The organism is Streptomyces roseochromogenus subsp. oscitans DS 12.976 (assembly GCF_000497445.1).
Classification (GTDB): Bacteria; Actinomycetota; Actinomycetes; order Streptomycetales; family Streptomycetaceae; genus Streptomyces; species Streptomyces oscitans.
This window is the reverse complement of record NZ_CM002285.1, coordinates 3,322,752-3,349,031: the sequence shown is the minus strand read 5'-3', so window position 1 is coordinate 3,349,031 and position 26,280 is coordinate 3,322,752. Positions and strand designations below refer to the sequence as shown.

Here is a 26,280-nt window from a genome sequence, read left to right as displayed (position 1 = left end):
GGAAGCGTTCCGGAAGCGGGCGGTGACTGTCGCCGGAAGCGGGCGCGGGCCTTCGCTGGAGGGGTGAGCCGATCAGCGCACCTTGGCCGGCGGGAAGGCCGGGCTCCGTACGTCGACGCCGCGCAGATACGCCTCGACCGCCGAGAGGTCGGTCCGCTCCAGCTCGTCGGCGCGGATGACGACACGCAGCTCCGGGCAGGCGGCCGGGTCCTGGCGCAGGCTCTCGGTGAAGGTCTCGACGATCAGCAGCACGAGCTGGGTGCGGTCCAGTTCGACGATGCGGGACAGACCCGCGCCGATCAGCGGTATCGCCACCGGTTTGAACAGCCCGTGCCGGGCGACCGACGGCCACAGCCGCTCCAGGCTCAGCCGCAGGTCCGCCGGTCCGGACCGGGCACGCAGGTCGTTGCCCAGCCGGGAGTAGGCCATGGCGAAGACCCGGCGTCTGCCGACGGGCACCGCCACGACCGTGCCGATGGGAAAACGGGTGCGCCGGCCGCGCCGCTTCGTGTGGACGCTCTCCCTGCCCAGCGGGGTGAACGCGCCCAGCCCGCGGCGCAGTTTGTCGTCCAGAAGCCGGTGCCGGCCCTGGAAGAGGCGGTCGACCAGCTGGCCCTGCACGCTCTCCCGGCTGATCACGACGTCGTCGGCGAAGGTGTCGAAGGTGTCGGAGAACCCCACGACGAGGTTGGCGTCCTCCTGGTCGAACAGGTCACCGCGCACCACGACCACGTCCACCCGCAGCCCGCGCAGGGTGTGGCGCAGCAGCTCGTCGCCGTGTCGCTCGCGCAGCCGGGCGTTCAGCCGGGCGAGGACGGCGGCGGCCTCGGGGTCGTCGGGCCGTTCCCGGACGGTCTGTTCGGCCACCGGCAGGGCGAGGTCGTAGCGGGCCAGCGCGGTGTGTCCGTTGATCAGTTCGCGCCGCGCGGTCTCCCGGAGCCGGGTCAGCCGCCGGACCGGGGCGAGCGCGAAGTCCTCGTCGTGCACCTCCGTCAGCGGTCGGCCGCGCCAGAGCCGCAGTGCGTCCGCGAGCAGCCGGACGGCCGAGGCCGGTGCCGCGTGCAGCGCGTCGCCGACCAGCCGGGTGAACTCGGCGCTGTCCAACTCGTCGTCGGAGAGGTCCAGTTGATAGGTGCTCTGGGCGCCGCGCGCGGACGGCAGCTGTCCGGTGCGGATGATCCGGGCGCCGTACCCCGGCCCGGCGAGGTCGAACGCGCGCCGCAGCTCCAGGATCCGCTTCTGCACCTCGTTGCGGTTGCGCGGCTCCTGGCGCGGCAGTTCGACGGTCTGTTGCCAGACGTCCCGGTACAGCCGACGGGCGGTCACGGCCTCACCGTCGGCCGCGACCAGCCGGACCAGCAGACGGGCCGTCAGTGGAGTGAGGCGTACCGGAGTGCCGTTCACGTCCAGCCGAACGGGACCCAGGACGCTCACGCGTACGCGCGGAATGCCGATCTGCACGCGCTTCGCCCCCTCCGCCGCGTGACTGTGCGTCAGCGTAGCAACAGGACCTGGAGGGAAACATGCGATTGTCCGTTTCGCGGCCGGCCGGCCCGCGATGGTCGCGGCGCGGGCGACGGGCGTTCGCGGGCAGTGTGCTGGCGGCCTTCGGTGCCGTGTCGGCCGTCGTGCAGTTCGTGGGGCAGCTGTTCCCGGCCGCCGTGTCCCCTCCGGGGCCGGTCCTGGCCGGTTCCGTCGCCCTGTGCCTGGCCTGGGGACTGGCCCGGGCGCGCCCTCAGTCCGCGGTACGGCAGGAGTTCGGGCGCCCGGGTATGACCGTGGTGGTCGAGGAGGGCGACCTCTTCGACCAGCCGGGTCATCTGGTGGTGGGGTTCACCGACACCTTCGACACCCTCGTGCACGACGCCGTCGTCATCAACGACGCGAGTGTGCAAGGGCAGTTGCTCAGCCGCCGCTACGCGGGGGACGCCCGGCGGCTGGACGCGGAGCTGGCCGTGGCGCTGGACGGGACGGCTCCGGTGGCGCGGGAGCGGGTGGAGGACAAGCCGCGGGGCAAACGGGACCGGTATCCGTCCGGGACCGTCGCCGTCCTCGGTACCAGGCCCCAGCTGGTCTTCGCCGTCGCCTACAGCCGGATGGGCGACGACTGCGTCGCCTCCTCCAGCGTGCACGACCTGTGGTTCGGCCTGGACCGGCTGTGGGACGCGGTCCGCCGGCACGCCCAGCTGGAGCGCGTCACCATGCCGCTGACCGGCGCGGGGCTCGCCCGGCTGCACGACCTCGACGAGGACAGCCTGCTGCGGCTGATCCTGCTGTCGATCGTCACGCACTCGTGGGAGCGGCTGGTCTGCCGCGAACTGCACGTGGTGATCCGCTCCGGCGAGCTGGACCGGATCGACCTGCCGGAGACCGGCGCGTTCCTGGCCGGCCTCGCAGCGGGTGCCCGCCGTCACCTCTGACGCCGGGCACCCGCAGGGGATCGCCTGAGCGGTACGGGCCCGTCCCCCGGCCAGCGGGCCCGTACCGCGGCCTCAGCGGGCCGGCGGTACCGCTCGCCCGGAGCGGGCGTACGCCGACAGATGGCGGTACGGCCAGGTCTGGCGCCAGTCCGAGCCGGTGTCGTTGACCCGGCAACCGGCCAGCTTCAGCCGTTCGACGATCTTGCCGAGAGCGGTCGCCGAGCCGTCGAACCGGATGACGTTCATGCCCCCGATGTCGGAGATCTGGCGCAGCGTGCCGATCTCCACCAGCAGCGTGCGCTCGGGGTAGGCCATCAGCAGCATGCCCAGTTCGATCAGTACGTTCGGCCGGGGCTGCCCGGTCGGCTCGCTCTCGAACGGCGGCTCGTTCGGACCCCGCAGTTCCGGGTGCAGCTGGACGATGTCGTCCGGGGTGAGCAGCACCAGCGCCGCCTGGGCCTGCGCGGGGGCCTGCGCGATGACCTCGCCGAGGAACGGCGCCGTCTTGCCGGTGGCTCTGACCAGGTCCTCCCACTCCAGCGGCCGTAGATCCAGCAGACGCAGCAGGTCGAACACCTTGAGCCGTGCCTCCTCGTCCCGTCCGTGGACGACGAAGACGTTGCGGCTGCGGTCCGGGGAGGGACCGGGACCACTTTCGGCCGGGGCGGCCGGAGTGGCGGCCGCGGCCGTGCCGCCGTGGAAGTTCTGCGTCCCGGAGTTCACGTTGCCGCCGTTGTTGTTGTTCACGTAGTTGCTGTGGTGCCCCAAGCCGGGACTGTTGGTCATGAGGTTCCCGCCCCCTGCCCGCCCTCGGGACCGCGAGGGAAGTTCTGTGTCCCCGAGTTGACGGTGCCGCCGTTGTTGTTGTTCACGAAGTTGTTGTTGTTTCCATAGGAGTTGAGGATGTTCGTCTGGCGGGCCTCGTGCTCCGCCACATCCACGTCGTGCTCGTACAGGAAGTCACGGATGACCTGCAGCAGCTGGCGCTCCACGATCTGCGTGTACTTGATCGTGTCCGTCTCCTGGAAGAAGACGTGGAAGTCGTCGCTGGTCGCCATCTCCCGGATGCTGGTGAGCGCCCCGCGGTTCAGCACGGTGTCCGCGTAGCGGCCGAGGCGGAACTCGCTGGTGTCGGGCGGCTGCAGCACCTGGATCCGGACCTTGCCCCACCGCCAGGGCAGCAGGCCGGGCAGCCAGGAGCGCAGCCGGCCGAGGACCGGGCGCAGCGCGGCCTCGGGAGTGCTGCGCAGGGTGTGCCACGCGACCTTGAGCAGCAGACGGCCGTTCAGCGCGGCGGGCAGCCGGTCCACCAGATGGAAGCTCGCCTGGATCGGCGCCAGCACATACGAGTAGAACTCGGTGTGCAGGGTGTTGCCCTTGAGGTCGAAGCCGACGAACGCCGTGGTCACCAGCTCCTGGTTCCACGTGCCCACCCGCACGCACAGGTAGGCGCGCGGTGAGTCGTAGCCGTCCTCCCAGTGGCCGTCGCGCTTTTCCCGGGCCGGTTCCCACGCCCCGAGCCGGGTCGTGACGGCGGTGGTGAACGTGCTCCGCTCGACGGCGAGTCCGTCGATGCGCTCCGACTGCCGGGCCCGGTCGCGCAGGTCCGCGCTCATGCGGTCGGCGACATAGGCGGTGATCTCGTCGGCGGTGAAGGCGATGACCTCCTTCCGCCTCGGCTCCTGGCCGCCCGCGGCGGCCGGGGGCACGCCCGGGAAGCGCTGGTGCTGCTCGAACACGGGGGCCGGCGCTCCGATCAGCAGCTCGGCGGTGGACCACCGCCGCACCGGCTCGCCCGCGCCGACGAACGGTTTGTAGCCGCCATAGCGGATCAGACTGCCGTCGGCCATCTGCTCCCGGTCGATCTTGGCCACGAGTTCGGCCGTCAGCCGGGGGTGCTCGGGGTAGGCGCCGTCGAAGCCGCTCGTCGGGGTCGCCGGGTCGGTACGGCGCAGCCGGGTTATCAGGGTCTGCAGGGTCACGACCCGGCGCAGATACGCGCTGACCCACACCAGCCACAGCGCGCTCAGCCACCCGGCGACCGCGTTGAGGACGCCGGTGCCCATGAGGACGACCGTCAGGACGAGGCCCGCGCCGAGGACGGCCAGCCGGGCGCGGTGCAGCCGGCGCGCCGCCAGGGCGTGCGCCAGCACGGGCACCGCGTCGTAGCCGTACGACGGCGCCACCACACGGAAGCGGTGGGTCAGCAGTTCGCGGATGACGGTGGCCCGGTAGACCGGGTCGAGGTAGGTGCCGGCGCACAGCAGCCGGGTCGCGTTGCTCGTGGCGTCCCCGGCCGTGCGGCCCGGGGCGGACCCGGTCGGCTCCGGCGGCGGAGCGGAGCGGGAAAGGATGTCACTGGCCATGTCTTCGTTGCTCCGCTCTGCTCAGCCGGCAGGGGTGAGGGAGGCGTCGGTGATGACCCCGTCCACCACCGTGTACCGGCCGCTGTACGACTTGTGCGTGCCGTCCGTCTGTGTGGCGACCAGGCTCACCGAGACGGTCGTGCCGTCGACGGAGCCGACCGTGAAGTCGTCCCGTTCGGTGCCCTCGAAGCCCGAGACGAAGGCGGAGTAGGACGAGTCGAGGTTCTTGCCGCCGAGGTCCCAAGCGGTCTGGAAATCACGGCTGTTGATGGCCGCGAAGTACTTGGTGACCGTCGCGCCGGGGTCGTCCGCACCCGCCGTGCCCGTCGTGTCCCCGGTGCCCGCCGGGCTCGGGGAGAGGCCGGTGGTGGCGTCGGTACCGGAGGTGGGCGCCGTGGAGAAGTCCGGCGTCACCGGCGCCGTGGAGGAGGGATCGTAGGAGGGCTGGAGGGAGGGCTCGTAGGAAGGCGGCTGGTACGAGTAGCCGCCCTGACCGTCCACGGCGGTGCTCGCGGATCCGCCGCTGTCCGAGGCCAGTCGGGGCAGGAAGCAGGTCAACAGGATCAGCAGAAGCGGGACACCGGCGATGATCAGCGCGTACGTCCGCTCCTGGCCGGCGGCGGGTAACAGGCTGAGCGGCCTGTATGTGTGGTTCATGGGTCCTCGCAGCTCCCGGCAGACCGCCGGGTCTCGCTCGTCTCTTTGGCACGAACGCAGATACCTTGCCCGACAACCGCCGGACCGGAGCTGCTTTCCCCGCTTCCGAACCGCTTCCGATCCGGGTGCGGCGGCCGGGCCGTCGGGCCGGGCCGGAACGGGCAGAGCCCCTGGCGGTGGGCCAGGGGCTCTGTGAGGGGGCAGGGGGCGGAGCCCCCCGGTACGGGACGGGGCTAGGCCAGCCCGGGGCCTCGTACCGGAATGTTCGTGAACGTCGGCTGCGGGGCCGGGTCCTGAAAGAAGTCGTTGCCCTTGTCGTCCACCACGATGAACGCCGGGAAGTCCTCGACCTCGATCTTCCAGACGGCCTCCATGCCCAGCTCCTCGTACTCCAGGACCTCGACCTTCTTGATGCAGTCCTGGGCGAGGCGGGCGGCCGGGCCGCCGATGGAGCCGAGGTAGAAGCCGCCGTGCGCGTCGCACGCGTCGGTGACCTGCTTGCTGCGGTTGCCCTTGGCGAGCATCACCTTCGAGCCGCCCGCCGCCTGGAACTGCTCCACGTAGGAGTCCATGCGGCCGGCCGTCGTGGGACCGAAGGAACCGGAGGCGTAGCCCTCGGGGGTCTTCGCCGGACCGGCGTAGTACACCGGGTGGTCCTTCAGGTACTGCGGCATCTCCTCGCCCGCGTCCAGCCGCTCCTTGATCTTCGCGTGCGCGATGTCACGGGCGACGACCAGCGGGCCGGTGAGCGAGAGCCTGGTCTTGACCGGGTACCTCGTCAGCTCGGAGAGGATCGTGTCCATCGGCTGGTTCAGGTCGATCTTGACGACGTCACCGGATTCGTCCAGGTGCTCGTCGGTGGTCTCCGGCAGGAAGCGCGCCGGGTCGGTCTCCAACTGCTCCAGGAAGACGCCCTCGGCCGTGATCTTCGCGACCGCCTGGCGGTCGGCCGAGCAGGAGACGGCGATGGCGACCGGGCAGGACGCGCCGTGCCGGGGGAGCCGGACCACACGGACGTCGTGGCAGAAGTACTTGCCGCCGAACTGCGCGCCGATGCCGATCTTCTGGGTCAGCTCGAAGACCTTCTCCTCCAGCTCCTTGTCGCGGAAGCCGTGGCCGAGCTCCGAGCCTTCGGACGGGATCTCGTCCAGGTAGTGCGCGGAGGCGTACTTCGCGGTCTTCAGCGCGTACTCGGCGCTCGTGCCGCCGACGACGATCGCCAGGTGGTACGGCGGGCAGGCGGCCGTACCGAGCGAACGGATCTTCTCCTCCAGGAACTTCATCATGGAGGCCTCGTTCAGGACCGCCTTCGTCTCCTGGTAGAGGAAGCTCTTGTTGGCGCTTCCGCCGCCCTTGGCCATGAACAGGAACTTGTAGGCGCCGCCGTCGGTCGCGTACAGCTCGATCTGGGCCGGCAGGTTGGAGCCGGTGTTCTTCTCCTCCCACATGGTGAGCGGAGCCATCTGCGAATAGCGCAGGTTCAGCTCGGTGTAGGCGTCGTAGATGCCGCGGCTCAGCGCCTCCTCGTCGCGGCCCTGCGTCAGCACGTTCTGTCCGCGCTTGCCCATGACGATCGCCGTGCCGGTGTCCTGGCACATCGGGAGCACACCGGCCGCCGCGATGTTCGCGTTCTTCAGCAGGTCCAGGGCGACGAACTTGTCGTTGCTGGACGCCTCGGGGTCGTCGATGATGCGGCGCAGCTGAGCCAGGTGCGCGGGGCGCAGGTAGTGCTGGATGTCGTGGATGGCCTCCTCGGCCAGCTTGCGCAGCGCCTCCGGCTCCACCTTGAGGAACGTCCGCCCGTCCGGTCCCTCGACGGTGGACACACCCTCGGAGGTCACCAGCCGGTACGGGGTGGTGTCCTCTCCTTGGGGGAGCAGATCGGTGTACGCGAACGCTGGGCGGGGGGAACTACTCGGCATCTCAGCCCATTCCTCACTGTGACGGACGGCCGCCCGCCGACGCTGGCGGGCCTCACCAGCGTAGAACCTGCCGCTGACACGGCACCTGTGAGGTAAGGCTCAGTTCGCGTGCGGTGCGGGTTTTCCACAGGCCGGCATAGGGGGTAGTCGCGATCTATCGCGTTTCGGTACGCTGCTGCCGTGGACCTTCAGAAGCCCGCCCGTACCCAGGACGCCGCACCGGGCGTCACCGAACTGCGCGCCTCGGACGCCGATCGCGACCGGGTCGCCGACATCCTGCGCGAGGCCCTCGCCGAGGGCCGGCTGACCGCAGACGAGCACGCCGAGCGCGTCGAAGGAGTGCTGCACGCCAAGACGGTGGGCGAGCTGGAGGTCTTCATCCGGGACCTGCCCGCCGCCCACCAGGGCCCCGCCGCCCCCGCCTACACGCCGGTCCCGCCCCGCCCCGCCCCGGGCGCGATCCCGGCCGAGGCCGATGCCAACGTGGTCGCCGTCTTCAGCAGCGCGGTGCGCCGGGGCCGCTGGCGCGCCGGCCGCCGCCTGCATGCGTACTCGGTCTTCGGCAGCGTCGAGATCGACCTCAGCGAGGCGATATTCGAGTACCAGCAGGTCGTGATCAAGGCCATCTCGGTCTTCGGCGACGTCCAGATCCGCGTCCCGGAGAACGTGTCGCTGCGCGGCACCGGCGGCGGTGTCCTCGGCAACTTCGAGGTGGACACGCTGGATTCGGTCGATTCCGACGCGCCGGTCGTCTACGTCGACGGCTGGGCCGTGCTCGGCAATGTCGAGGCGCGCCCCAAGCGCGGCAAGCGCGTGGCGGACATCCTGGACCGGGTGCAGAGCAAGGTGGACCGGAAGCTGGAGCGGGTCCAGGACAAGGTCGACCGGAAGATGCGCAAACACCTGGGCCGTTGACGCTCGCGAATCCGCCGGTGACCGGAAGGTTCCGCTCCGCCCCGGTCATCGCGGCAGGGGCGCGAACGAGCCGCCGTACGCCTGCGGTTCGGAACGCTGTGCATAGGCGCGCGCACAGCGGGTAGGCCTTGCTGCATCGTCTCTCGCTCGCGAAGCCGTCGTCAGGAGTAGACCGTGCTGCAACCGCCGCATTCGTCCCTGCAGATCGCTGCCGTCCCGGCGCAGCGGGTGCCAGCGCGAGACAGGGATCAAGATGCTCCCTGGCACACCGAGGCGGTGTGCCGTCGCGACGAGGCCGGCTTGTTCTTCGCCCCCTCGAAAGAGCCGACCGCCGCCCGGCTGTCCCGGGAGGAAGCGGCCAAGCGCGTCTGCGCCCGCTGCCCGGTGATGGTCGAGTGCCGCGAGCACGCCCTCCTCCAGCCCGAACCGTACGGGGTCTGGGGCGGCCTCACGGCAGCGGAACGCCGCGTGGTCCTGGCGAGGCGCCGCCGCCGCGAGATGGAACTGAAGAAGGCGGCAAGGGCGACAACGGCGAACCGCATAGCCGGCTGAGCGGACAAGGGGCGCCCCCTCCGCACCGGGGGCGCTTCCCTGCCGAAAGGGGCGCGGGGCCGCACTCGCCGACGGACGCGCGGCCCCCTCCGAGGAGGCGCGCCACCAGCCGCCGGAACTACTTGGCGCGGTCGAAATCGATCGCGCTGTAGGCCCGCAGCTTGCTGAGCCGGTGCTCGGAGTAGATCCTGCGCACCGTCCCCGACTTCGACCGCATCACGATCGACTCAGTCAGTGCCGTCTCCGACCGGTACTGAACACCGCGCAGCAGCTCACCGTCGGTGATACCGGTCGCGACGAAGAACACGTTCTCGCCCGAGACCAGGTCATCCGTGGTGAGCACCCGGTCGAGATCATGCCCGGCGTCGATGGCCCGCTGCCGCTCCGCGTCGTCCTTGGGCCACAGCTTGCCCTGGATCGTGCCGCCCAGGCACTTCACGGCGCAGGCCGAGATGATGCCCTCGGGGGTGCCGCCGACACCGAGCAGCAGGTCGACCCCGGTGCCCTCGCGCAGCGCGTAGACCGACCCGGCGACGTCGCCGTCGGAGATCAGCTTGATGCGCGCACCCGCCTCCCGGACCTCCTTGATCAGGCCCTCGTGCCGCGGCCGGTCGAGGATGACGACGGTGACGTCTTCCGGCATGGCCTTCTTCGCCTTGGCGATCCGCCGGATGTTCACGGCCACGGGCGCGTCGATGTCGACGAAGTCGGCCGCTTCCGGGCCGGTGACCAGCTTGTCCATGTAGAACACGGCGGACGGGTCGAACATGGCGCCCCGCTCGGCGGCGGCGAGGACGGCGATCGCGTTCGGCATGCCCTTGGCCGTCAGCGTGGTGCCGTCGATCGGGTCGACCGCGATGTCGACCTCCGGACCGGTGCCGTCGCCCACCTGCTCCCCGTTGAAGAGCATCGGGGCCTCGTCCTTCTCGCCCTCGCCGATGACGACGACGCCGTTCATCGACACGGTGGAGACGAGGGTCCGCATGGCGCGCACCGCGGCACCGTCGGCGCCGATCTTGTCACCGCGCCCCACCCAGCGCCCCGCGGCCATGGCGGCGGCTTCGGTCACCCGGACGAGTTCCAGGGCGAGGTTGCGGTCGGGAGCCTCGGAGGGAACATCGAGCTCGGACGGAAGGTGATGATTTTCGGTCATCGGAGCGCACCTTTCTGATACGACGACGGCCGGATGAGGGTATTCGCCCTGACTCTATCGTTAGGCAGACAAAATGAGCAGGGGACCCCACGGATGAGCGCCTGGGGTACCTGCGACGATAGGGAGCGTGGCAGGTTCGAACGGCAAGCAGAAGACGGCCCGGGACATGGTTCTCTCCCTGGCCCTGATCGGCATCGCGGCGGCGGGCGTCTGGTTCTTCGCCATCCCGCACGACGATCACGCTCCCGACCTCAAGCGGGTCGACTACCGGGTCGAGCTGCTCACGGCCCGCCGCGCGGCGAGCTACCCGGTGGCCGCCCCCGAGGGCCTGCCCAGCGCCTGGAAGGCGACCTCCGTACGCTTCCAGGGCGAGAACGGCGACCGCTGGCACCTGGGCTTCCAGGCCCCGGACGGCCAGTACGTGCAGATCGAGCAGTCCACGCAGAAGCGGTCCGCCTTCATCGACGAGGCCAGCCAGGGCGCGTCGGCGACGAAGCAGACCGAGACGATCGACGGCCGCACCTGGACCCGCTACACCGGCGGCCGCTACGACGCCCTCGTCCTGGAGGGCACGAAGGGCTCCACCACGGTCGTGGCCGGCACGGCGTCCTTCGCGGACCTGACGAAGGCGGCGGCGGCGCTGAAGACGCAGTGAGCCCGCGCATACGACAGAGGCCCCCGGCGGTCTTGGGCGCTGGGGGCCTCATCGTGTTTCCGGCGGGGGCGGCTCGGACGGTCGTGACGACGTCGTCGTACGCCAGGCGCGGCGAGCGCGGCCCGGTCGCCGATGATGGAGTGCGCGGCGTTCAGCGCGGCGGCGCCCTCACCCTGCGCTCCGCCCCTGTATCCGCCCCGCCTTGATGGGGCCGCTCGCCATTACGCGGAGCCCTCCGCCGCACCGTCGGCCGAGGGCTCCGCCTCTGCCTCCTCGGCGAGCGCCGCGTCCAGCCGGGCCCGTGCCCCCTCCAGCCAGCGGCGGCACACCTTGGCCAGCTCCTCGCCGCGCTCCCACAGCGCCAGGGACTCCTCCAGCGTCGTACCGCCCGCCTCCAGGCGTCGTACGACCTCGATCAACTCGTCGCGCGCCTGCTCGTACGAGAGCGCCTCATCCACCTTGCCGGTCATGCACCCAATCCCTATGTGTCGACTCGAACCGAGAACTCGCCCCCGGCGACCCGCGCCCGCAGCGGCTCGCCGCCGGTCACCTCGTCCGGGCCGCGCACCACATGCCCGTCGGCCTTCTGCAGCACCGCGTAGCCCCGCCGGAGCGTGGCGGCGGGAGAGAGGGCGACCACGCGCGCGTGCGTGTGCGTCAGCTCCGAGTCCGCGCGGTCGAGCAGGTGCCCCAGGCAGCGCCGGGAACGCTCGGCCAGCGAGGCGACATGGTCCGCCCGTTCGCCGATCATGCGGTGCGGATCCTCTATCGAGGGGCGGGCCAGGGCGTGGGCCAGCCCCCGCTCCTCGCGCTCCACGAACGCCTCCACGCACCGCCGGGCCCGGTCCCGCAGCATCCGCACCCGCTCGAACTCCTCGCTCACGTCCGGCACGACCTTCTTGGCCGCGTCGGTGGGCGTGGAGGCGCGCAGATCGGCGACATGGTCCAGCAGCGGGTTGTCGGGCTCGTGCCCGATCGCGGAGACGACGGGCGTACGGCACTCGGCCACCGCCCGTACGAGCTGCTCGTCGGAGAACGGCAGCAAGTCCTCCACGCTGCCGCCGCCGCGCGCGACGATGATGACGTCCACGTCGTCGATCGCGTCCAGCTCTTTCACCGCCTGCACGACCTGCGGAACGGCGTGCACACCCTGCACCGGGACGTTGCGCACCTCGAAGCGGACGGCGGGCCAGCGGTGCCGGGCGTTCTCCAGCACGTCGCGCTCCGCGGCGGAGGCGCGGCCGCAGACCAGCCCGATCAGCTGCGGCAGGAACGGCAGCGGCTTCTTCCGCTCCGGCGCGAACAGGCCCTCGGCCGCGAGCGCCTTCTTCAGCCGCTCCAGCCGGGCCAGCAGCTCACCGACACCGACGGGCTTGATCTCGGCGGCGCGCAGGGACAGCTGCCCGCGCGGCGCATACCACTCGGGTTTCGCGAGTACGACGACCCGCGCACCCTCGCCCACGACGTCCGCGACGGCGTCGAACACCTGCCGATAGCAGGTCACACTCACGGAGATGTCGTACGACGGATCCCGCAGCGTCAGGAACACGACCCCGGCACCGGGCCGCCGCGACAACTGCGTGATCTGCCCCTCGACCCACACCGCACCGAGCCGGTCGATCCACCCGCCGATCAACCGGGAGACCTCGCCCACGGGCAGGGGTGCCTCAGGGGTCGTGTTCACAGCCATGCGGTTGAGCGTAACGGGGAGTACCGACAACGGGGCCACGCGCCGCCGGGCTCAGGTCCGGCTGCCGGGCACAGCCCTGCCCAGGGAACCGCAGTGCCGCCGGCCGCCAAGACGCCGTAGCCGCGGGCAGTCGTGCAGCTGGGGCGGCTCCCGTCCCACAGAAGCGGCACCCCGCCGGCGCGGGCGAGCGAAACCCACTGCTGCCCAGCCCCCGCGCCGCTCAGCTACCCAGACGCCTCCACCCGCCCCCGCTGCCCCACCAGCACCAGCCCCCCGATCACCAACCACACCGCCCCCACCACCTGCGCCACCCCGCTCGCCTCCACGATCACCGCCACCGTGATCGCCGCTCCCACCCCCGGCACCAGCACATGCCGCCACCAGCTGAGCCGCCCCTCCCGCCGCCGTACCGCGAAATACCCCACCACGCTCGCGTGCAGCAGCGTGAACGCCGTCAGCGCGCCCACGTCGACCACCGAGACGAGCCTGTCCAGACCGTCGTCCCGCCGCGCCGCCCACCCCGCAGCGACCAGCGTGATCACCGCCGAGCACAGCAGAGCGACCCGCGGCACACCGGCGTCCGTCCGGGACAGGGCCCGGGGCAGCCGCCGCTCCCGGCCCATCGCGAACAGCAGCCGCCCCGCCGCCGCCTGCCCGGCCAGCGCCGCGAACGCCGCCCCGATGGCCTTGCTCACGGCCACCAGATCGTGCAGCCAGCCGCCGACGGAGACGTCCACGGCGTCGTAGAAGGCCGAGCCCTGCTTGCCGGGAGCGGCGGCCAGCCGCGCGGACGTCGTCGGCTCCAGCAGCGCCACCAGATACGTCTGCGCCACGAACAGCACCCCCGCCAGCGCCAGACAGAACAGCAGCGCCCGCGCCACCTTCGCCGACGCCCCGGTGACCTCCTCGGCGAACGTCGCGATCGCGTCGAAGCCCAGATACGACAGCACCGCCACCGACACCGCGCCGAGCACCGCCGAGAGCGCGAAGGGACCCTGTGTGCCGTCACCGGACAACGGCGTCCACGGCCCCCGCGCCGCCCCGTCCCGCGCCAGCACCACGAGCGCCGCCACCACGAACACCAGCAAAACGACGATCTCCATGGCCAGGACGAGGAAACCCACGATCGCGGCCGTCCGTACGCCCCACAGGTTCAGCAGTGTCGTGACCACGACGGCCAGCGCGGTCCACACCCACCGGGACACCTGCGGGACCAGCGCGTTCATCGCGATCCCGGAGAAGAGATAGGCCACCGCCGGGATGAGGACATAGTCCAGCATCGCCATCCAGCCCGCGACGAACCCGGCCTCCTTCCCGAGCCCCACGCGCGCGTAGGCGAACACCGACCCCGCCTGCGGCACCACCCGCACCATCTGCGCATAGCTGAACGCGGTGAATCCCATGGCGACCGTCGCCACCACGTACACCAGCGCCACTGCACCGTGCGACCTGGCGTCCAGCGTGCCGAAGACGCCGACCGGCGCCATGGGGGCGATGAAGAGAAGTCCGTAGACCACGAGATCCCGGAAGCCGAGGCTCCGCCGCAGCCCGTGGTGCTCATCCGTCGGGGAGGCCGTGGTTTCCGTGTCGGACATGGCACCCAGTGTTCCCCGCACGGCGCCGGGGACGCGATCTCGACGCCGCCGAACGCGGCCTTACGATGGGACGCATGACCGCTTCGCCTGGCCGCCGTGTCCTGCTCGCCGCCCCCCGGGGCTACTGCGCCGGTGTGGACCGCGCCGTCATCGCCGTCGAGAAGGCCCTCGAACAGTACGGGGCCCCGATCTACGTCCGGCACGAGATCGTCCACAACAAGTACGTCGTGCAGACCCTGGAGAAGAAGGGTGCCGTCTTCGTCGAACGGACGGAGGAGGTGCCGCCGGGCAACATCGTCATGTTCTCGGCCCACGGCGTCGCCCCGGTCGTGCACGAGGAGGCCAGGCAGGGCCGCCTCGCCACCATCGACGCCACCTGCCCCCTGGTCACCAAGGTCCACAAGGAAGCCGTCCGCTACGCCAAGGAGGACTACGACATCCTCCTGATCGGCCACGAGGGCCACGAGGAGGTCATCGGCACCTCCGGCGAGGCCCCCGACCACATCCAGCTCGTCGACGGTCCCGAGGACGTCGCCAAGGTCGAGGTCCGCGACCCGTCCAAGGTCGTCTGGCTGTCCCAGACCACCCTCTCCGTGGACGAGACCATGGAGACCGTCGACGCCCTGAAGACCAAGTTCCCGGGTCTCGTCTCCCCGCCCAGCGACGACATCTGCTACGCCACGCAGAACCGCCAGCTCGCCGTGAAGCAGATGGGCGCCGAGGCCGAGCTGGTCATCGTCGTCGGCTCGCGCAACTCCTCCAACTCCAAGCGGCTCGTCGAGGTCGCCAAGCTCGCCGGCTCCCGCGAGGCCTACCTGGTCGACTTCGCCGACGAGATCGACGAGGCCTGGCTGGAGGGCGTGACGACCGTCGGCGTCACCTCCGGCGCGTCCGTCCCGGAGGTCCTGGTCGAGCAGGTGCTGGAGTGGCTCTCCGAGCGCGGCTACGGCGACGTGGAGATCGTCAAGGCGGCCGAGGAGTCCATCACCTTCTCGCTGCCCAAGGAGCTGCGCCGCGACCTGCGCGAGGAGGCGACGACCCTGGTCGCCGAGCGCGGCGGCACCGGTCCTTCCGCGGAGTGACTGTCAGTCCCGCGTCGTAACGTGGTGCCATGCAGATCTTCGGCGTGGACATCGGCGGATCCGGGATCAAGGGCGCCCCTGTGGACCTGGACAAGGGCGACCTGGCTCAGGAGCGCCTCAAGGTGCTCACCCCGCACCCGGCGACACCGGACGGCGTGGCCGACGGGGTGAAGCAGGTCGTGGACCACTTCGGCTGGACCGGCCCGGTCGGTCTGACCTTCCCCGGGGTGGTCACGGGCGGCGCCATGATCCGTACGGCGGCGAACGTCGACAAGAGCTGGATCGACACGGACGCGCGCGCGTTGTTCACCGGCAGACTGGGCGGCCTGCCGGTGGTCGTGCTCAACGACGCGGACGCGGCGGGCGTCGCCGAGATGCAGTTCGGCGCCGGCCGGGACCGTAAGGGCACGGTCATCCTGCTCACCTTCGGCACCGGCATCGGCAGCGCCGTCTTCGTGGACGGCGCCCTCGTCCCGAACACGGAACTGGGCCACCTGGAGCTGGGCGGCCACGACGCCGAGAAGCGGGCCTCCAGCAAGGCCAAGGAAGACCACGAGCTGAGCTGGGAGCGCTGGGCACAGCGCGTCCAGAAGTACCTGGCGCATGTGGAGATGCTGTTCTCGCCGGAGCTGTTCATCATCGGCGGCGGGGTCAGCCGCAAGGCCGACAAGTTCCTGCACTTGCTCGACGGCATCAAGGCCGAGATCGTCCCGGCCCAGCTGCAGAACAACGCGGGGATCGTGGGAGCGGCGATGAGAGCGGCCCAGCTGACGTAGGGCCCGGGCAGCCCAGGCGGCGTAGGACAGCGTGGCCGTGACGCGCCGGCTCAGGTTCGTCGCCGGCGCCCCCGTACCCACCGCACCCGGCGTACGAGCACGATCACTCCGGCGAAGAGCGTCCCGGTGTACAGCCAGCCGGCCTGGGTGGCGAGCCCGGTGAACAGCCCCATCAGCCGGCCGAGCAGCCCCCCGTTTCCGTCGGCGGCGGGGATCAGCCCCACGGCGAACGCGATCGGTACGATCACCGGGGCGGTCAGCACGTCCCCCGCCCGTGCCCACAGCGCGGTCAGCACGCACACCGGGAGAAACAGCACGCCGTACACGGGCATGTACCCGTCGAACAGCAGCGCGTCCAGACAGCCGAGCAGGAACATCGCGACGACACAGAACAGTCCGGTGCCGCGCCCGGTGAGCCGGGGATTCGGCAGACGCGGTCCCCGCACCGCCCGGGCCGCCCGCGCCATCCGTGCGCCGCGCTCCTTCCGCTGCGCCCACGCTCCCGATCTGCCCTCCCCGCCCGACCGGCGCCGGGCCTGCGAGGGCAGGTGCGCGGGCTGCGGCGTGCCACTTCGCGGTCCGTCGTCCGAGGGTCGCGATCCGTGTTGCTCCACTGGACCAACTTAGGTCTGTTTATGTGCCGAATCACCCATCAGACACGCCGGTGCGCAGAGCCTGGCCGGGCGTTCGAAGCTCCCGCGAGCCGGTGGGCGTGGACGCCGTAAACTGGGGGATCGGCCAGTGTCGGTCTCTGGCCCCTGGCACCCCCTGGCCCACTCATCTACGGGAAGTCGCAACGTGTCGCTCACGATCGGAATCGTCGGCCTGCCCAATGTCGGCAAGTCGACCCTTTTCAACGCCCTGACCAAGAACGACGTGCTGGCGGCCAACTACCCGTTCGCCACGATCGAGCCGAACGTCGGCGTGGTCGGCGTCCCCGACGCCCGCCTCGCGCAGTTGGCGTCGATCTTCGGCTCGGAGCGCATCCTCCCGGCCACGGTCGACTTCGTCGACATCGCCGGCATCGTGCGCGGCGCCTCCGAGGGCGAGGGCCTCGGCAACAAGTTCCTCGCGAACATCCGTGAGTCCGACGCGATCTGCCAGGTCATCCGCGCCTTCAAGGACGAGAACGTCGTCCACGTCGACGGCAAGGTCTCGCCGAAGGACGACATCGAGACGATCAACACCGAGCTGATCCTGGCGGACCTCCAGACGATCGAAAAGGTCCTCCCGCGCCTCCAGAAGGAGTCGCGCATCAAGAAGGACATCGCCCCCAAGGTCAAGGCGGTCGAGGAGGCCAAGGAGATCCTGGAGAAGGGCGACACGCTCTTCGCGCACGGCATCGTCCAGGGCACCGAGCGCAACGAACTCCTCCACGACCTGCACCTGCTCACGACGAAGCCTTTCCTCTACGTCTTCAACGTCGACGAGGACGAACTGATCGACGAGGACTTCAAGGACGAGCAGCGCGCCCTGGTCGCCCCCGCCGAGGCGATCTTCCTCAACGCCAAGCTGGAGGCGGACCTAGCCGAACTGGACGAGGAGGAGGCCCTCGAACTCCTCCAGTCCGTCGGCCAGGACGAGCCCGGCCTCGCCACCCTCGCCCGCGTCGGCTTCGCCACCCTCGGCCTGCAGACCTACCTCACGGCCGGCCCCAAGGAGTCCCGCGCCTGGACGATCAAGAAGGGCGCCACAGCCCCCGAGGCGGCCGGCGTGATCCACACCGACTTCCAGAAGGGCTTCATCAAGGCCGAGGTCATCTCCTTCACCGACCTGCTCGCAACCGGCTCGGTCCCCGAGGCCCGAGCCAAGGGCAAGGCCCGCATGGAGGGCAAGGACTATGTCATGCAGGACGGGGACGTGGTGGAGTTCCGGTTCAATGTGTGAGCGGGTGAATTAACACCACTTTGCCGCCCTGGCAAACATGCAAGTCAGGAGGGGTCGTCTCGTTTTCGGGTCGGCCCCTTGCTCGTTCCCGTTACAACGACAACCGCTACAGCGGTGTGGCGACGGCCCTCGTCCACCTCATCGAGGACCTGTCCGCATGGCTAGGTGTTCTCTTCACCGACGACGTGCGCTGCCCCGTGCACGTCGAGGACCTGGCCGCCGCCTTGTGGTAACTCACGCGATCGGACGGGGCCGGCCTCTTCCACCTCGCCGGCCCCGACGCTCTCAGCCGCTACGACCTCGGTGCGCGCATCGCCCGGCGCGGCTGGAGGGACGTCGGGTCCACGACTCGTGACCGTGATCGACACCGGTAAAGGTCCCGCACTAACGTCAATGTTGCTAACATTCAAGTTAGTATCATGGGCGGAGGTGGGTAGGCGTGGTGGACTTTGTAGGCCGTCGGCAGGAACTGGCGACGTTGGAGCGAGAGCTGCAGAAGGTCGCTGCAGGGGTTGGCGGGGAGCGGCCCGGTCGGTGCGTGATGTTGCGCGGGCGGCGACGCGTGGGCAAGTCGCGACTGGTCGAGCGGTTTGCGGAGCGCTCCGGGGCCCCGTTCTTGTTCTACGCGGCGACCGGCGCGTCCCCTAGGGATGATCTTGCGCGACTCGCCCGGGACGCCCAGGCATCGACGCTGCCGTTGGCGGGGCTGGTGGCCGCCGCGCGGCCGGAGAGTTGGGATGCCGCGTTCGACGTGCTGGCTGCGGCGCTGCCCGCTGACCGGGCGAGCGTGCTGGTCATCGATGAAGTGCCGTACCTGATGGATACCGATGGCGCCTTTGAGGGGATGCTGCAGCGGGCCTGGGATCGGGTGCTGGAAACCAAGCCAGTGCTGCTGGTCCTCATCGGCTCCGATCTGTCGATGATGGAGGCACTGAACAGCTACGGGCGACCCTTCCATCAGCGCGGCCGGGAGATGGTGCTGGGACCACTCAACCCCGCAGAGGTGGGACAGATGCTTGGGCTGGATCCGGCGGAAGCTTTCGACGCTGCGCTGGTCACTGGCGGGCTGCCGCTGATCTGCGCTGAGTGGCCGCGCGGCGCAGGGTTGTGGGACTTCCTTGGCGAGGCGTTGAGTGATCCGGTCTCGGCCCTGCTGGTGTCGGCCGAGCGCTCGCTGGCTGCCGAATTCCCCCCGCAGGCCCAGGCGCGTACGGTGCTGGCGGCTATCGGTAGTGGCGAGCGGACCTTCACCAACATCGCCCGTGCAGCCGGCGGGATCGGGGCCACGCCGCTGCAGCGAGCTCTGGAGCTGCTTACGGACAAACGGATCGTCGCTGGGGAGCTGCCTGTATCGCTGCGTCCGTCGAAGGATCGCCGTTACCGGGTGACAGATCCCTACCTGCGGTTTTGGCTGCACTTGCTCGGCCCGTCCATGGAAGAGATCGAGCGGGGGCGGGGCGATCTGACCTTGGCGCGCATCCGGGAGAACTGGACCAGCTGGCGCGGCCGGGCGATCGAGCCGCTCATCCGCGAGGCGCTTGCCCGGATACTGCCCGACGGCCAACTGCCCGCAGCCCCCGCGGTGGGCGGCTACTGGACCCGCACCAACGACGTCGAAATCGACATCGTCGGGGCGGACCGCGCCCCCATTGCCAAGGAGCTGCTCTTCGTGGGCTCCATCAAGTGGCTGGAGCAGTCGCCCTTCGACCGGCACGACCTGGCCGCCCTCCACCGACACCGGGCCGCCCTCACCGACGAACCTGTTCCCGTCGTGGCGGTCTCGCGCAGCGGAGTCGACTGTCCGGGGCTCGACGCCGCCTACGGCCCCGGCCACTTGCTGACAGCCTGGCCGCTGTGAGTGGCGAGTAGCAGGCAAGGCAAGGGATTTGGGGCGCGATCAGGCTGCAAGGGCGTCGCGGAGAAGTCCCTCGAACCTCGATCTCTTGCTGACGCTGTTGTGTAGTGTTGGCGGTCCCGAGCCTTCTCGTACTTTGTCGCGAATCCCGTGCTGGATCGGTGCTGGATGTTCTGACCCGACGTCAGGCGTACTCAGGTGTCGTACACAGTGGAGCGATGCCCGACGTGCACGACCCACACCACCAGCTCGCCGTTGTCGATCGTGTAGATCACGCGGTAGTCGCCCACGCATAGGCGGCGGCGGTCGGGTTGGGAGACGAGGGCGGTGGTGTTGAACCCCAGAGGGTCACTCTCCAGCTCGGTCAACTTGGCCAGAATGCGGAGGGTCATGTCTCGCGGGACCTTGCGGAGTTCGGCCTGAGCCTCGGGCCGGAAGGCGGTGCGGTACTCACTCACTGCGCGCCAGCGTCTCCCTCATGATGTCCTCGATCGGGATGCCGGGCGCCGGATTGGCCATGCGCTCGTCGATGATCCGGTTGATCTCGCGCTCTTCCCACTCCTGGTATTTCCGGAGCATGTCGATGGACACCACGGCAGCCACCTCCTTGCCTCGGCGCGTGATCACCGTGGGTACGTCGTCACGGTCGGCTCGTTCCACGACCTCGGCCAGGTGTGCCCGGACATCGCGGATGGACTCTGTGGGCAGTGGCTGCGTCATACACCCAAGTGTACCGAGTGTCTCATGTGTACACAACGGCTTCACGATCGCTCGGAGGTGCTGGGTAAACCGCCACCGTGCTGGACCTGTGCTGGATGGGATCGTGGAAAGGCGCGTTTCCGCAGGTCGCAGCGTTGCCGTGGGCGTTCCGGTTCAACGTGTGATCGCCGCGTTGCTGAGCGCTAGGCGATTGCTGACTTCAGTTGCCCCGCGGTGGGGTGAGCTTGTCGAGGTCCAGGTTGATCTGGAACGGAACCGGGCGCTCCAAGGTGCCTCGGAAGATGCCGGCGGGTGCGTAGGCTCCCGTTGGTTCGTCGAGTTCATAGACATGGACGACGGGGGCGCCGTTCTCGTCCTCGATGCACCAGTAGTGCGCGATGCCTGCCTCCGCGTACTTGCGGAGCTTGACCGTGCGGTCCCGGTGCGCGGACTCGGGTGAGACGACCTCGATGACGAGTCGCACCTCGTCCGGCGCGAACCAGGTGCGGTCTCCGTCGTAGTCGGCGGTCGTCAGCAGCAGATCCGGCTCGGGCCGGTTTCGCTCGTCGAGCTTTATGGTCATCTCGCGGCCGACCCTGACATCGCCGGGCGCCTGCTCCATGAGAGCGACGGTGAGCATGGTGACGAGGTGGCCGTGCCACCACCTCTGCGGCGACATCACGAAGACAAGCGCTCCGTCGATCAGCTCGGTGTGGCGGGGTGCCTCGGGAAGGCGGTCCAGGTCCTCCGCGAACCAGCCTTCCTCGCGCGGCGGGCGCATCCAGTCGGGCAGTGCGGTCATGGCTCAACCGTAGCGATTCGACGAGGCGCGGGCCACGAGATCGTCGCCGGGGCGCGGTAGCGGTCCCGGGTCGGTGTCGGGTTCACTGCAGGGCCGTCAGCGCGGTCTCGGCGGCTGCCACGACCGTGCGTGCCTGGTGTTCCGCCTGGTGGTGCACCGGCACCCAGCGCAGCCGCAGGGCCGTCTCGAAGTCCGTGCACCACGCGGTGAAGAGTTCGTCCAGGTCGCGGTGCAGACCGGGGGCGGCGGCGTCGTCCGTCGTCTTCAGCAGCCGTAGCAGAAGACCCGCGGCGCGCAGCGGTTGGCGGCGGGCCACGATGTCCAGGGCGCAGACCTGGGCCGTCGTCAACCGGTGCGGATCGTCGGGGTGTGACGCGGCGGCCGCCTGCCGGGCGAGCGGTTCCCAGGAGTCGGCGACCAGGTCGTACAGACCGTCGGCCATCCACTCCAGCACGCGTCTGGGCGGGCTGTCCTGGGCCGGTGGCAGGAATGCGCGTGCCTTGTCGAGGACGGCGGTCACCTGCCGTCCGCGCTCCCGTACCAGCCCGGCCAGTTCGCGCAGTACGTGAGCGGCTTCCGGGTGCGGGGACAGATCGTCGGCGAGGTCGGTCGCCCACATGGGCACTTCGATGATCGCCGTGACGCCGCCGTACCGCTGAGGTGCGCACCAAGTGGACAACCCGATGTTCTCGGACCCGGCCGCCAGGCGGTCGGTGCTGTCCGGCGGTGGCAGGACGTAGACCCCGGGGCTGGGGTTTTCCCAGTACAGGGCGTCGAACGTGCCGTGCTGGACCGGAATGCCGAGCTCCGTGGCGGACGCCTGGAAAGGTACAGCGAGCTCGGGGAGGTCGCGGGTCACCTGGACCCAGCTGCCGCCCGCTTCGACGCCGTGCAGGGAGCACTGGAGAAACGGACGGAGTTCGTCGATCACACGGAACAGCGCCTGGCTCTCCGGGAGTTGCTGCGATTCGATCGGTGCCCACTCCGGCTGTTCCGCCGCGACCGGGCGGTAGGCGGTGCGGTAGTAGGTGTCCAGGGTGTGGCCGGGCCCGGCCGTCGCCTCTTCGATTCCATGGCTCAGGGCGGCGCCGTCCGGGTCCAGGCACAGAATGATGTCCCAGGTGACGATGGCGGGGTCGGTCGCCGCGGACAGCCGGTCGCCGCGTGCCACTCGCTCCGCCAGCGCGAGCGCGGTCGCGGCGCCGACCGGCTCGTCGGGGTGCGGCCGGGCGACCACCAGGATGTGACGCGGCCCGTGTCCCACGGACAGCATCAGGACCGGGCGGCCCGCCCGGGACGTCCCGATCCGGCGCAGGCGGCCGGCTCCGGGGAACCGGGAGACCAACTGCCGTGCCGACTCGGTGACTTCCGCGACCGTGGGGTACCGGTTCATCATCCGCGTCTGGTCAGGCGCCGCCGTTACCGCCGCTGTCGCTGGTGGTCTCCTTCTTGTCCAGCGGACGGATCTCGATCTTGTTCGGCATGCCGTGTCCTCCCGGTGGTGGCCGTGGCGTGCAGTGGGTTGATGTGCTCTTGTCAGGGTTCGCTCGCCGGGTGACGCTTGTCAATGTCCGTTGCAGTCGGAGGAGTTGGGGCTGAGGAGATTGGCGCGATGATGACGGTGCCCGCGATGCGGCGCCCCCGGATCAAGCCGGAGCACCGGGCCTACCGAACCGTTGACGGCCACGTGAGGATCGGGAGCGTCGTCCACGGCATCGGTGCCGAGGTCAAGGATCCCGACGGCTGGGTGTGGACGCTGGTCGAGGCCATGGACGGCACGCGGAACGCCGGGGAGATCGTCGCCGAGGTGTCCCGCCGCCATCCGGGATTACGGCCACCGGCCCCGGACATCGTGCAGGCGATGACGGATCTGACCATGGCCGGGTTCGTGGAGGACGCCGGTGCCGCCCCGCCGGCGGAGCTGTCCGAGCGGGAACGGGAGCGGTACAGCAGGGGCATGACCCTGCTGCGCTGGATGGATCTCCGGCCGAGGGAGAGTTCCTGGGAGCCGCAGGTGCGGCTGCGCCGTGCCCGGGTCCTGTTGATCGGCGTCGGCGGTACCGGCGGCGCCGCCGCACGGGACCTGGCGGCCTCCGGAGTGGGGCGGCTGCACTGCGTCGACCCGGATGTCGTCGAGCTGTCCAACCTCAACCGGCAGACCCTCTTCAGCGAGCGCGACCTCGGTACGCCCAAGATCGACGCGGCGCTGACGGCGTTGCGCGCCCTGAACTCGGACACGACGGTCACCGGCGAGCGCCGCGAGGTACGCGGGCCGGCGGACCTCGAAGACCTGCTGACCGGCGCCCCCGACAGCTCCGGCGGCGGGTCGGGGTACGACGTACTGCTGCTGGCCGCCGACCGCCCCGCGGCCATCCGCAGCTGGACCAACCGGGTCTGCCTGGCCTCCGGCACGTCGTGGGCCGAAGCCGGTTACCGCGGTCCACTGGTGAGTGTCGGGGTCTTCACGCCGGGCCGGGGCGCGTGCTGGGAGTGTCTGCGCATCGCGGAGGCCGAGCGGCGCGATCTGCGGCTCGCGCCCGGCCAGGACGAGGATGTCGCCTCGCCCCGCATGCCGTGGAATCCGGTCAACGCCGTGACCGCGGGCCTGTCCGGCGGTCTGCTGGCCCATGCCGCCATCACGCTGCTGTGCGGTGTCCCCCCGGTCGGCCCCGGGCACCGGTTCGGCCTCAATCTCATGGTGCCCGGAGACGCGATCGAGCAGCGCTCGGACCGACGCCCCGACTGCCCCGCCTGCCGAGCGGAACCGGCCGGGCCGGAACCGGCCGCGCACCGGGGACCGGGGGACCTCTCGTGACGGACACCGCGGCGGAGGGCCTTCCCCGAATCGAGCCGTCGGCCCGCGTCCTGCTGCACGACCTGGCGGTGCAGCGTGAACGGGACGAGTGGATCGTGGGCCGCATCACCACCCGGACCTTCGTCGCCATGCCGGCGGCCGGGGCCCGGGCGGTGGAACTCCTGGGCGAGGGACTGAGCGTGGCCCGCACGGCGGAGACGCTGCGTGACGAGACCGGCGAGGAGTTCGAGATCACGGAGTTCGTCAGGGACCTGGCCGCTCTGGGGTTCGTGGCACGGATCGGGGAGTGTCCGATTCCGGACGCCGAACCGCCGCGCGCGTCGCTGCCATGGCTGCGCCCCCACCATGTCCGGTTCGCCCTGCACCCGGTGCTTCCCGTGTTCGCCGGAGCGCTGCTGGCGGCTGCCGTCGTCGTCCTGATCCGCCGTCCCGGCCTGCTGCCGGGCTATCGCGACCTGCTGTGGAGCCCGCACGGCAGCCTGGTCCTGCTCACCGGGGCGGCAGCCGGGTGGGCGCTGGTGCTGGCTCATGAGCTGGCGCACCTGGTCACCGCCCGCGCCGCGGGCGTGCCGGGGAAGATGCGGCTGGGCACCCGGCTGCAGTTCCTCGTCATGCAGACGGACATCAGCGGCATCGAGCTCGCGCCCCGCCGCCACCGGCTGACGGCCTACCTGGCCGGCATCGCCCTGAACCTGTCCGTCGCCTCGTCGCTGGTCCTGACCCTCGCCCTGGCGAGCCCCGGTACGACGGTCCGCCGGCTGCTGTCCGCGGCCCTGCTGCTGGCCCTGATGCCGTTGCCCTTCCAGCTCATGGTGTTCATGCGTACGGACCTGTACTTCGTCGTCCAGGACGTCACCGGTTGCCGGAACCTGTACGGCGACGGTCTCGCCTACGTGCGGTACGTGTTCCGGCGGGCGGTGCGATCGCTGCGCCCCGGCCGGACCACCGGGACCGACGACCCGAGCTCCCGGCTGCCCCCGCACGAGCGCCGGGCCGTCCGCCTCTACAGCGCCGTCCTTGTGGCCGGCACGGTGGCCTGCCTGACGTTCATGGCCGCGGTCACACTCCCTGTCGACGTCACCCTGCTGATCCGCGCGGCACGGGGACTGGGGCCGGGGCACGGCCTCGCGGGCAACACCGACTCGGCGGCAGTCCTGATCACCCTGGGCGGCGTCAACGTCCTGTGGCTGGTCACCCGGTGGCGCGACCGGGGATCACGCAGATCAGCGGGCTTGACGTGAAAGCCCGGTGAAGCGGGACGAGGGCGTCATGGCGGGCCGGTCCAGCTGGAGGCCACCGGCGAACATCGCCCCGGCCGACCGGTCACATCCCCGTCACCCGCGCCACCGTGAACGGTGTCGTCGGTGTGCCCGAGCCCATCGGGCCGCCCTTGTCGAACTGGGAGCGGACGACGAGGAGGCCGCGGGGGGTGTGGGCCAGGGTGGTGGGGATCTGGAGGGCGGGGTCGGTCAGGGTACGGAGAAGACGGGCCTCGGTGCCGTCGGGGGAGAGGTGCCAGCGGGTCAGGGTGTTGCTCTTGTTGTGGGCGGCCCACAGGGTGCGGTGGGACAGGTCCAGGCCGTCACCGTGCACCAAGTCGCCGCCGTGCAGGGTGACTTGGAGTATCGAACCGTCGGTCACGTCGACCCGGTACAGGCCGCCGCCGGTCATGTCGACCACGAACAGCCGGCGTCCGGTGGCGTCGGCGGCGATGCCGTTCAGGGTGTAGGCGTCCGGCCCGTGCGACGGGACGGCCCCGCTCAGGTCGTACCGTGCGGTCAGTGGCGCCCGGCCGCCGTGCGCGCGGGCCAGGTCGGCCGGGGTGATCCGGTAGACCACCGGGCGCACGCTGTCGGTGACGTACGCCGTGCCGTCCGCGGTGATCACGAGGTCGTTCAGGAAGTGCGGGTCGCCTGCCGGTACCTCGAAGCGGGCCAGCAGGGAGCGGTCGCTCAGGTCGTACACGTCGACCCCGGTGGTGTGGTCGATGACCCAGAGGCGGCCCGCCCGGTCGGCCTTCAGGCCGTTGGCCGTCGTACGGCCGTCCGTGCCGGCCGGCAGGAAGACCTCGGCGGTGCGGCTGCCGGCGGCGGCGCGGTAGATCGCGCCGGTCGTGTAGGAGCCGACGTAGGCGTCGCCCGTGCGGGGGTCGAGGGCTATGCCCTCGGGGTAGGCGCGGTCGCCGGGGAGGGTGAAGGCGGTCGAGATGCGGGGGCCGGTGGCCGCGGTCGCCCGGGGCGCGGCGACGGCGACGGCCGCGGCGGCGGCGCCGGACAGGAAGGTACGGCGGTGGATCGAACGGGACACGACAGGCGCCTCTCGGTTCGGCTACTCACTGCATGACGGATGCAAAGCTATATTAGAACTCTAACGATCACCAGTGTATTAATCATCGAGAGTATCCTGATCATCATCAGGGCATTCATCCTGGCCAAGGCA

The 26,280-nt window shown here is 70.5% G+C and carries 25 protein-coding genes and 1 pseudogene; 11 read left to right on the top strand and 15 right to left on the bottom strand.

Annotated elements, in window-relative coordinates; translation table 11 throughout:
- Window positions 1-72 precede the first annotated feature (72 nt).
- Window positions 73-1,461 carry an AfsR/SARP family transcriptional regulator gene (locus M878_RS64165; RefSeq protein ID WP_023547050.1) on the bottom strand — a complete coding sequence of 463 codons (1,389 nt, stop codon included), beginning with the start codon at window positions 1,459-1,461 and terminating at the stop codon, window positions 73-75.
- A 62-nt stretch (window positions 1,462-1,523) separates the two neighbouring features.
- Between M878_RS64165 and M878_RS64160 the strand changes: the two genes are divergently transcribed.
- Window positions 1,524-2,420 (top strand): macro domain-containing protein, encoded by an 897-nt coding sequence (locus M878_RS64160; protein WP_051430085.1) that lies wholly within the window; start codon window positions 1,524-1,526, stop codon window positions 2,418-2,420.
- A 72-nt stretch (window positions 2,421-2,492) separates the two neighbouring features.
- On the opposite strand, the gene M878_RS64155 is transcribed toward M878_RS64160, so the two are convergent.
- From M878_RS64155 to M878_RS64140, 4 genes are all read right to left on the bottom strand, one after another.
- A complete protein-coding gene (locus M878_RS64155; protein ID WP_023547048.1) occupies window positions 2,493-3,206 on the bottom strand; it encodes a TIR domain-containing protein in 714 nt (237 codons plus the stop codon).
- Complete coding sequence (locus M878_RS64150) at window positions 3,203-4,786, bottom strand: hypothetical protein (protein WP_023547047.1); 1,584 nt, start codon at window positions 4,784-4,786, stop codon at window positions 3,203-3,205. The genes M878_RS64155 and M878_RS64150 overlap by 4 nt, the downstream gene beginning before the upstream one ends.
- Window positions 4,787-4,807: 21 nt before the next feature.
- The gene (locus tag M878_RS64145) at window positions 4,808-5,443 is read right to left on the bottom strand and encodes a hypothetical protein (protein ID WP_023547046.1); all 636 of its coding nucleotides are present in this window, start codon (window positions 5,441-5,443) and stop codon (window positions 4,808-4,810) included.
- 233 nt (window positions 5,444-5,676) lie between these two features.
- On the bottom strand, window positions 5,677-7,365 hold the full coding sequence (locus M878_RS64140; RefSeq protein WP_023547045.1) for a fumarate hydratase: 1,689 nt from the start codon (window positions 7,363-7,365) through the stop codon (window positions 5,677-5,679).
- Between the two features lie 180 nt (window positions 7,366-7,545).
- Here M878_RS64140 and M878_RS64135 point away from each other — a divergent pair, with 180 nt between their 5' ends.
- Both M878_RS64135 and M878_RS64130 read left to right on the top strand, forming a co-directional pair.
- Window positions 7,546-8,280: a DUF1707 SHOCT-like domain-containing protein gene (locus M878_RS64135; protein WP_023547044.1), complete on the top strand. Its 735-nt coding sequence runs from the start codon at window positions 7,546-7,548 to the stop codon at window positions 8,278-8,280.
- Window positions 8,281-8,454: 174 nt separating this feature from the next.
- A complete protein-coding gene (locus M878_RS64130; RefSeq protein ID WP_023547043.1) occupies window positions 8,455-8,832 on the top strand; it encodes a WhiB family transcriptional regulator in 378 nt (125 codons plus the stop codon).
- A gap of 118 nt (window positions 8,833-8,950) precedes the next feature.
- Here M878_RS64130 and glpX read toward each other — a convergent pair whose 3' ends face one another.
- Window positions 8,951-9,985: a class II fructose-bisphosphatase gene (gene glpX, locus M878_RS64125; protein WP_023547042.1), complete on the bottom strand. Its 1,035-nt coding sequence runs from the start codon at window positions 9,983-9,985 to the stop codon at window positions 8,951-8,953.
- Between the two features lie 127 nt (window positions 9,986-10,112).
- Between glpX and M878_RS64120 the strand changes: the two genes are divergently transcribed.
- Window positions 10,113-10,640, top strand: coding sequence for a DUF4245 domain-containing protein (locus tag M878_RS64120; RefSeq protein WP_023547041.1), 528 nt, complete (start codon window positions 10,113-10,115; stop codon window positions 10,638-10,640).
- Between the two features lie 221 nt (window positions 10,641-10,861).
- Here M878_RS64120 and M878_RS64115 read toward each other — a convergent pair whose 3' ends face one another.
- The 3 genes from M878_RS64115 to M878_RS64105 form a co-directional block, all read right to left on the bottom strand.
- Window positions 10,862-11,110, bottom strand: coding sequence for an exodeoxyribonuclease VII small subunit (locus M878_RS64115; protein ID WP_023547040.1), 249 nt, complete (start codon window positions 11,108-11,110; stop codon window positions 10,862-10,864).
- Window positions 11,111-11,121: 11 nt separating this feature from the next.
- On the bottom strand, window positions 11,122-12,330 hold the full coding sequence (gene xseA / locus M878_RS64110; protein WP_031224940.1) for an exodeoxyribonuclease VII large subunit: 1,209 nt from the start codon (window positions 12,328-12,330) through the stop codon (window positions 11,122-11,124).
- Between the two features lie 224 nt (window positions 12,331-12,554).
- On the bottom strand, window positions 12,555-13,925 hold the full coding sequence (locus M878_RS64105) for an APC family permease (RefSeq protein WP_023547038.1): 1,371 nt from the start codon (window positions 13,923-13,925) through the stop codon (window positions 12,555-12,557).
- A 65-nt stretch (window positions 13,926-13,990) separates the two neighbouring features.
- Between M878_RS64105 and M878_RS64100 the strand changes: the two genes are divergently transcribed.
- Window positions 13,991-15,007, top strand: a complete 1,017-nt coding sequence (locus M878_RS64100; protein ID WP_106962831.1) for a 4-hydroxy-3-methylbut-2-enyl diphosphate reductase — start codon at window positions 13,991-13,993, stop codon at window positions 15,005-15,007.
- 29 nt (window positions 15,008-15,036) lie between these two features.
- A complete protein-coding gene (gene ppgK / locus M878_RS64095; RefSeq protein WP_023547036.1) occupies window positions 15,037-15,783 on the top strand; it encodes a polyphosphate--glucose phosphotransferase in 747 nt (248 codons plus the stop codon).
- Window positions 15,784-15,833: 50 nt separating this feature from the next.
- Here ppgK and M878_RS64090 read toward each other — a convergent pair whose 3' ends face one another.
- A complete protein-coding gene (locus M878_RS64090; RefSeq protein ID WP_023547035.1) occupies window positions 15,834-16,250 on the bottom strand; it encodes a DUF6542 domain-containing protein in 417 nt (138 codons plus the stop codon).
- A gap of 331 nt (window positions 16,251-16,581) precedes the next feature.
- Here M878_RS64090 and ychF point away from each other — a divergent pair, with 331 nt between their 5' ends.
- The 3 genes and pseudogenes from ychF (at window position 16,582) to M878_RS64080 (ending at window position 19,528) form a co-directional block, all read left to right on the top strand.
- Complete coding sequence (gene ychF, locus M878_RS64085; RefSeq protein ID WP_023547034.1) at window positions 16,582-17,670, top strand: redox-regulated ATPase YchF; 1,089 nt, start codon at window positions 16,582-16,584, stop codon at window positions 17,668-17,670.
- A gap of 137 nt (window positions 17,671-17,807) precedes the next feature.
- Window positions 17,808-18,005: pseudogene (locus M878_RS94235) on the top strand (dTDP-4-dehydrorhamnose reductase); the annotation flags it as partial.
- A gap of 104 nt (window positions 18,006-18,109) precedes the next feature.
- Complete coding sequence (locus M878_RS64080; RefSeq protein ID WP_023547032.1) at window positions 18,110-19,528, top strand: ATP-binding protein; 1,419 nt, start codon at window positions 18,110-18,112, stop codon at window positions 19,526-19,528.
- A 191-nt stretch (window positions 19,529-19,719) separates the two neighbouring features.
- On the opposite strand, the gene M878_RS64075 is transcribed toward M878_RS64080, so the two are convergent.
- From M878_RS64075 to M878_RS64060, 4 genes are all read right to left on the bottom strand, one after another.
- The gene (locus M878_RS64075; RefSeq protein WP_023547031.1) at window positions 19,720-19,983 is read right to left on the bottom strand and encodes a type II toxin-antitoxin system RelE family toxin; all 264 of its coding nucleotides are present in this window, start codon (window positions 19,981-19,983) and stop codon (window positions 19,720-19,722) included.
- Window positions 19,976-20,245 (bottom strand): type II toxin-antitoxin system Phd/YefM family antitoxin, encoded by a 270-nt coding sequence (locus M878_RS64070; protein ID WP_023547030.1) that lies wholly within the window; start codon window positions 20,243-20,245, stop codon window positions 19,976-19,978. The genes M878_RS64075 and M878_RS64070 overlap by 8 nt, the downstream gene beginning before the upstream one ends.
- Window positions 20,246-20,444: 199 nt before the next feature.
- A complete protein-coding gene (locus tag M878_RS64065) occupies window positions 20,445-21,026 on the bottom strand; it encodes a Uma2 family endonuclease (protein ID WP_023547029.1) in 582 nt (193 codons plus the stop codon).
- A gap of 82 nt (window positions 21,027-21,108) precedes the next feature.
- The gene (locus M878_RS64060) at window positions 21,109-22,419 is read right to left on the bottom strand and encodes a M14 family zinc carboxypeptidase (protein ID WP_031224938.1); all 1,311 of its coding nucleotides are present in this window, start codon (window positions 22,417-22,419) and stop codon (window positions 21,109-21,111) included.
- A 222-nt stretch (window positions 22,420-22,641) separates the two neighbouring features.
- Between M878_RS64060 and M878_RS64055 the strand changes: the two genes are divergently transcribed.
- Both M878_RS64055 and M878_RS64050 read left to right on the top strand, forming a co-directional pair.
- Window positions 22,642-23,841 carry a HesA/MoeB/ThiF family protein gene (locus tag M878_RS64055; protein WP_031224937.1) on the top strand — a complete coding sequence of 400 codons (1,200 nt, stop codon included), beginning with the start codon at window positions 22,642-22,644 and terminating at the stop codon, window positions 23,839-23,841.
- Window positions 23,838-25,082 carry a hypothetical protein gene (locus M878_RS64050; protein WP_023547026.1) on the top strand — a complete coding sequence of 415 codons (1,245 nt, stop codon included), beginning with the start codon at window positions 23,838-23,840 and terminating at the stop codon, window positions 25,080-25,082. Before M878_RS64055 ends, M878_RS64050 begins: the two co-directional genes overlap by 4 nt.
- A gap of 82 nt (window positions 25,083-25,164) precedes the next feature.
- Here the strand turns inward: M878_RS64050 and M878_RS64045 are convergent, their stop codons facing one another.
- A complete protein-coding gene (locus M878_RS64045) occupies window positions 25,165-26,148 on the bottom strand; it encodes an SMP-30/gluconolactonase/LRE family protein (protein ID WP_023547025.1) in 984 nt (327 codons plus the stop codon).
- Window positions 26,149-26,280 lie beyond the last annotated feature (132 nt).

Excerpts from the sequence above, each read along its gene's own strand:
- M878_RS64160 (WP_051430085.1), top strand. The coding sequence starts at position 1,524 with ATGCGATTGTCCGTTTCGCGGCCGGCCGGCCCGCGATGGTCGCGGCGC.
- M878_RS64155 (WP_023547048.1), bottom strand. The coding sequence starts at position 3,206 with ATGACCAACAGTCCCGGCTTGGGGCACCACAGCAACTACGTGAACAAC.
- M878_RS64150 (WP_023547047.1), bottom strand. The coding sequence starts at position 4,786 with ATGGCCAGTGACATCCTTTCCCGCTCCGCTCCGCCGCCGGAGCCGACC.
- M878_RS64145 (WP_023547046.1), bottom strand. The coding sequence starts at position 5,443 with ATGAACCACACATACAGGCCGCTCAGCCTGTTACCCGCCGCCGGCCAG.
- M878_RS64140 (WP_023547045.1), bottom strand. The coding sequence starts at position 7,365 with ATGCCGAGTAGTTCCCCCCGCCCAGCGTTCGCGTACACCGATCTGCTC.
- glpX (WP_023547042.1), bottom strand. The coding sequence starts at position 9,985 with ATGACCGAAAATCATCACCTTCCGTCCGAGCTCGATGTTCCCTCCGAG.
- M878_RS64115 (WP_023547040.1), bottom strand. The coding sequence starts at position 11,110 with ATGACCGGCAAGGTGGATGAGGCGCTCTCGTACGAGCAGGCGCGCGAC.
- xseA (WP_031224940.1), bottom strand. The coding sequence starts at position 12,330 with ATGGCTGTGAACACGACCCCTGAGGCACCCCTGCCCGTGGGCGAGGTC.
- M878_RS64105 (WP_023547038.1), bottom strand. The coding sequence starts at position 13,925 with ATGTCCGACACGGAAACCACGGCCTCCCCGACGGATGAGCACCACGGG.
- M878_RS64100 (WP_106962831.1), top strand. The coding sequence starts at position 13,991 with ATGGGACGCATGACCGCTTCGCCTGGCCGCCGTGTCCTGCTCGCCGCC.
- ppgK (WP_023547036.1), top strand. The coding sequence starts at position 15,037 with ATGCAGATCTTCGGCGTGGACATCGGCGGATCCGGGATCAAGGGCGCC.
- M878_RS64090 (WP_023547035.1), bottom strand. The coding sequence starts at position 16,250 with ATGGCGCGGGCGGCCCGGGCGGTGCGGGGACCGCGTCTGCCGAATCCC.
- M878_RS64070 (WP_023547030.1), bottom strand. The coding sequence starts at position 20,245 with ATGACGCAGCCACTGCCCACAGAGTCCATCCGCGATGTCCGGGCACAC.
- M878_RS64065 (WP_023547029.1), bottom strand. The coding sequence starts at position 21,026 with ATGACCGCACTGCCCGACTGGATGCGCCCGCCGCGCGAGGAAGGCTGG.
- M878_RS64060 (WP_031224938.1), bottom strand. The coding sequence starts at position 22,419 with ATGAACCGGTACCCCACGGTCGCGGAAGTCACCGAGTCGGCACGGCAG.
- M878_RS64055 (WP_031224937.1), top strand. The coding sequence starts at position 22,642 with ATGACGGTGCCCGCGATGCGGCGCCCCCGGATCAAGCCGGAGCACCGG.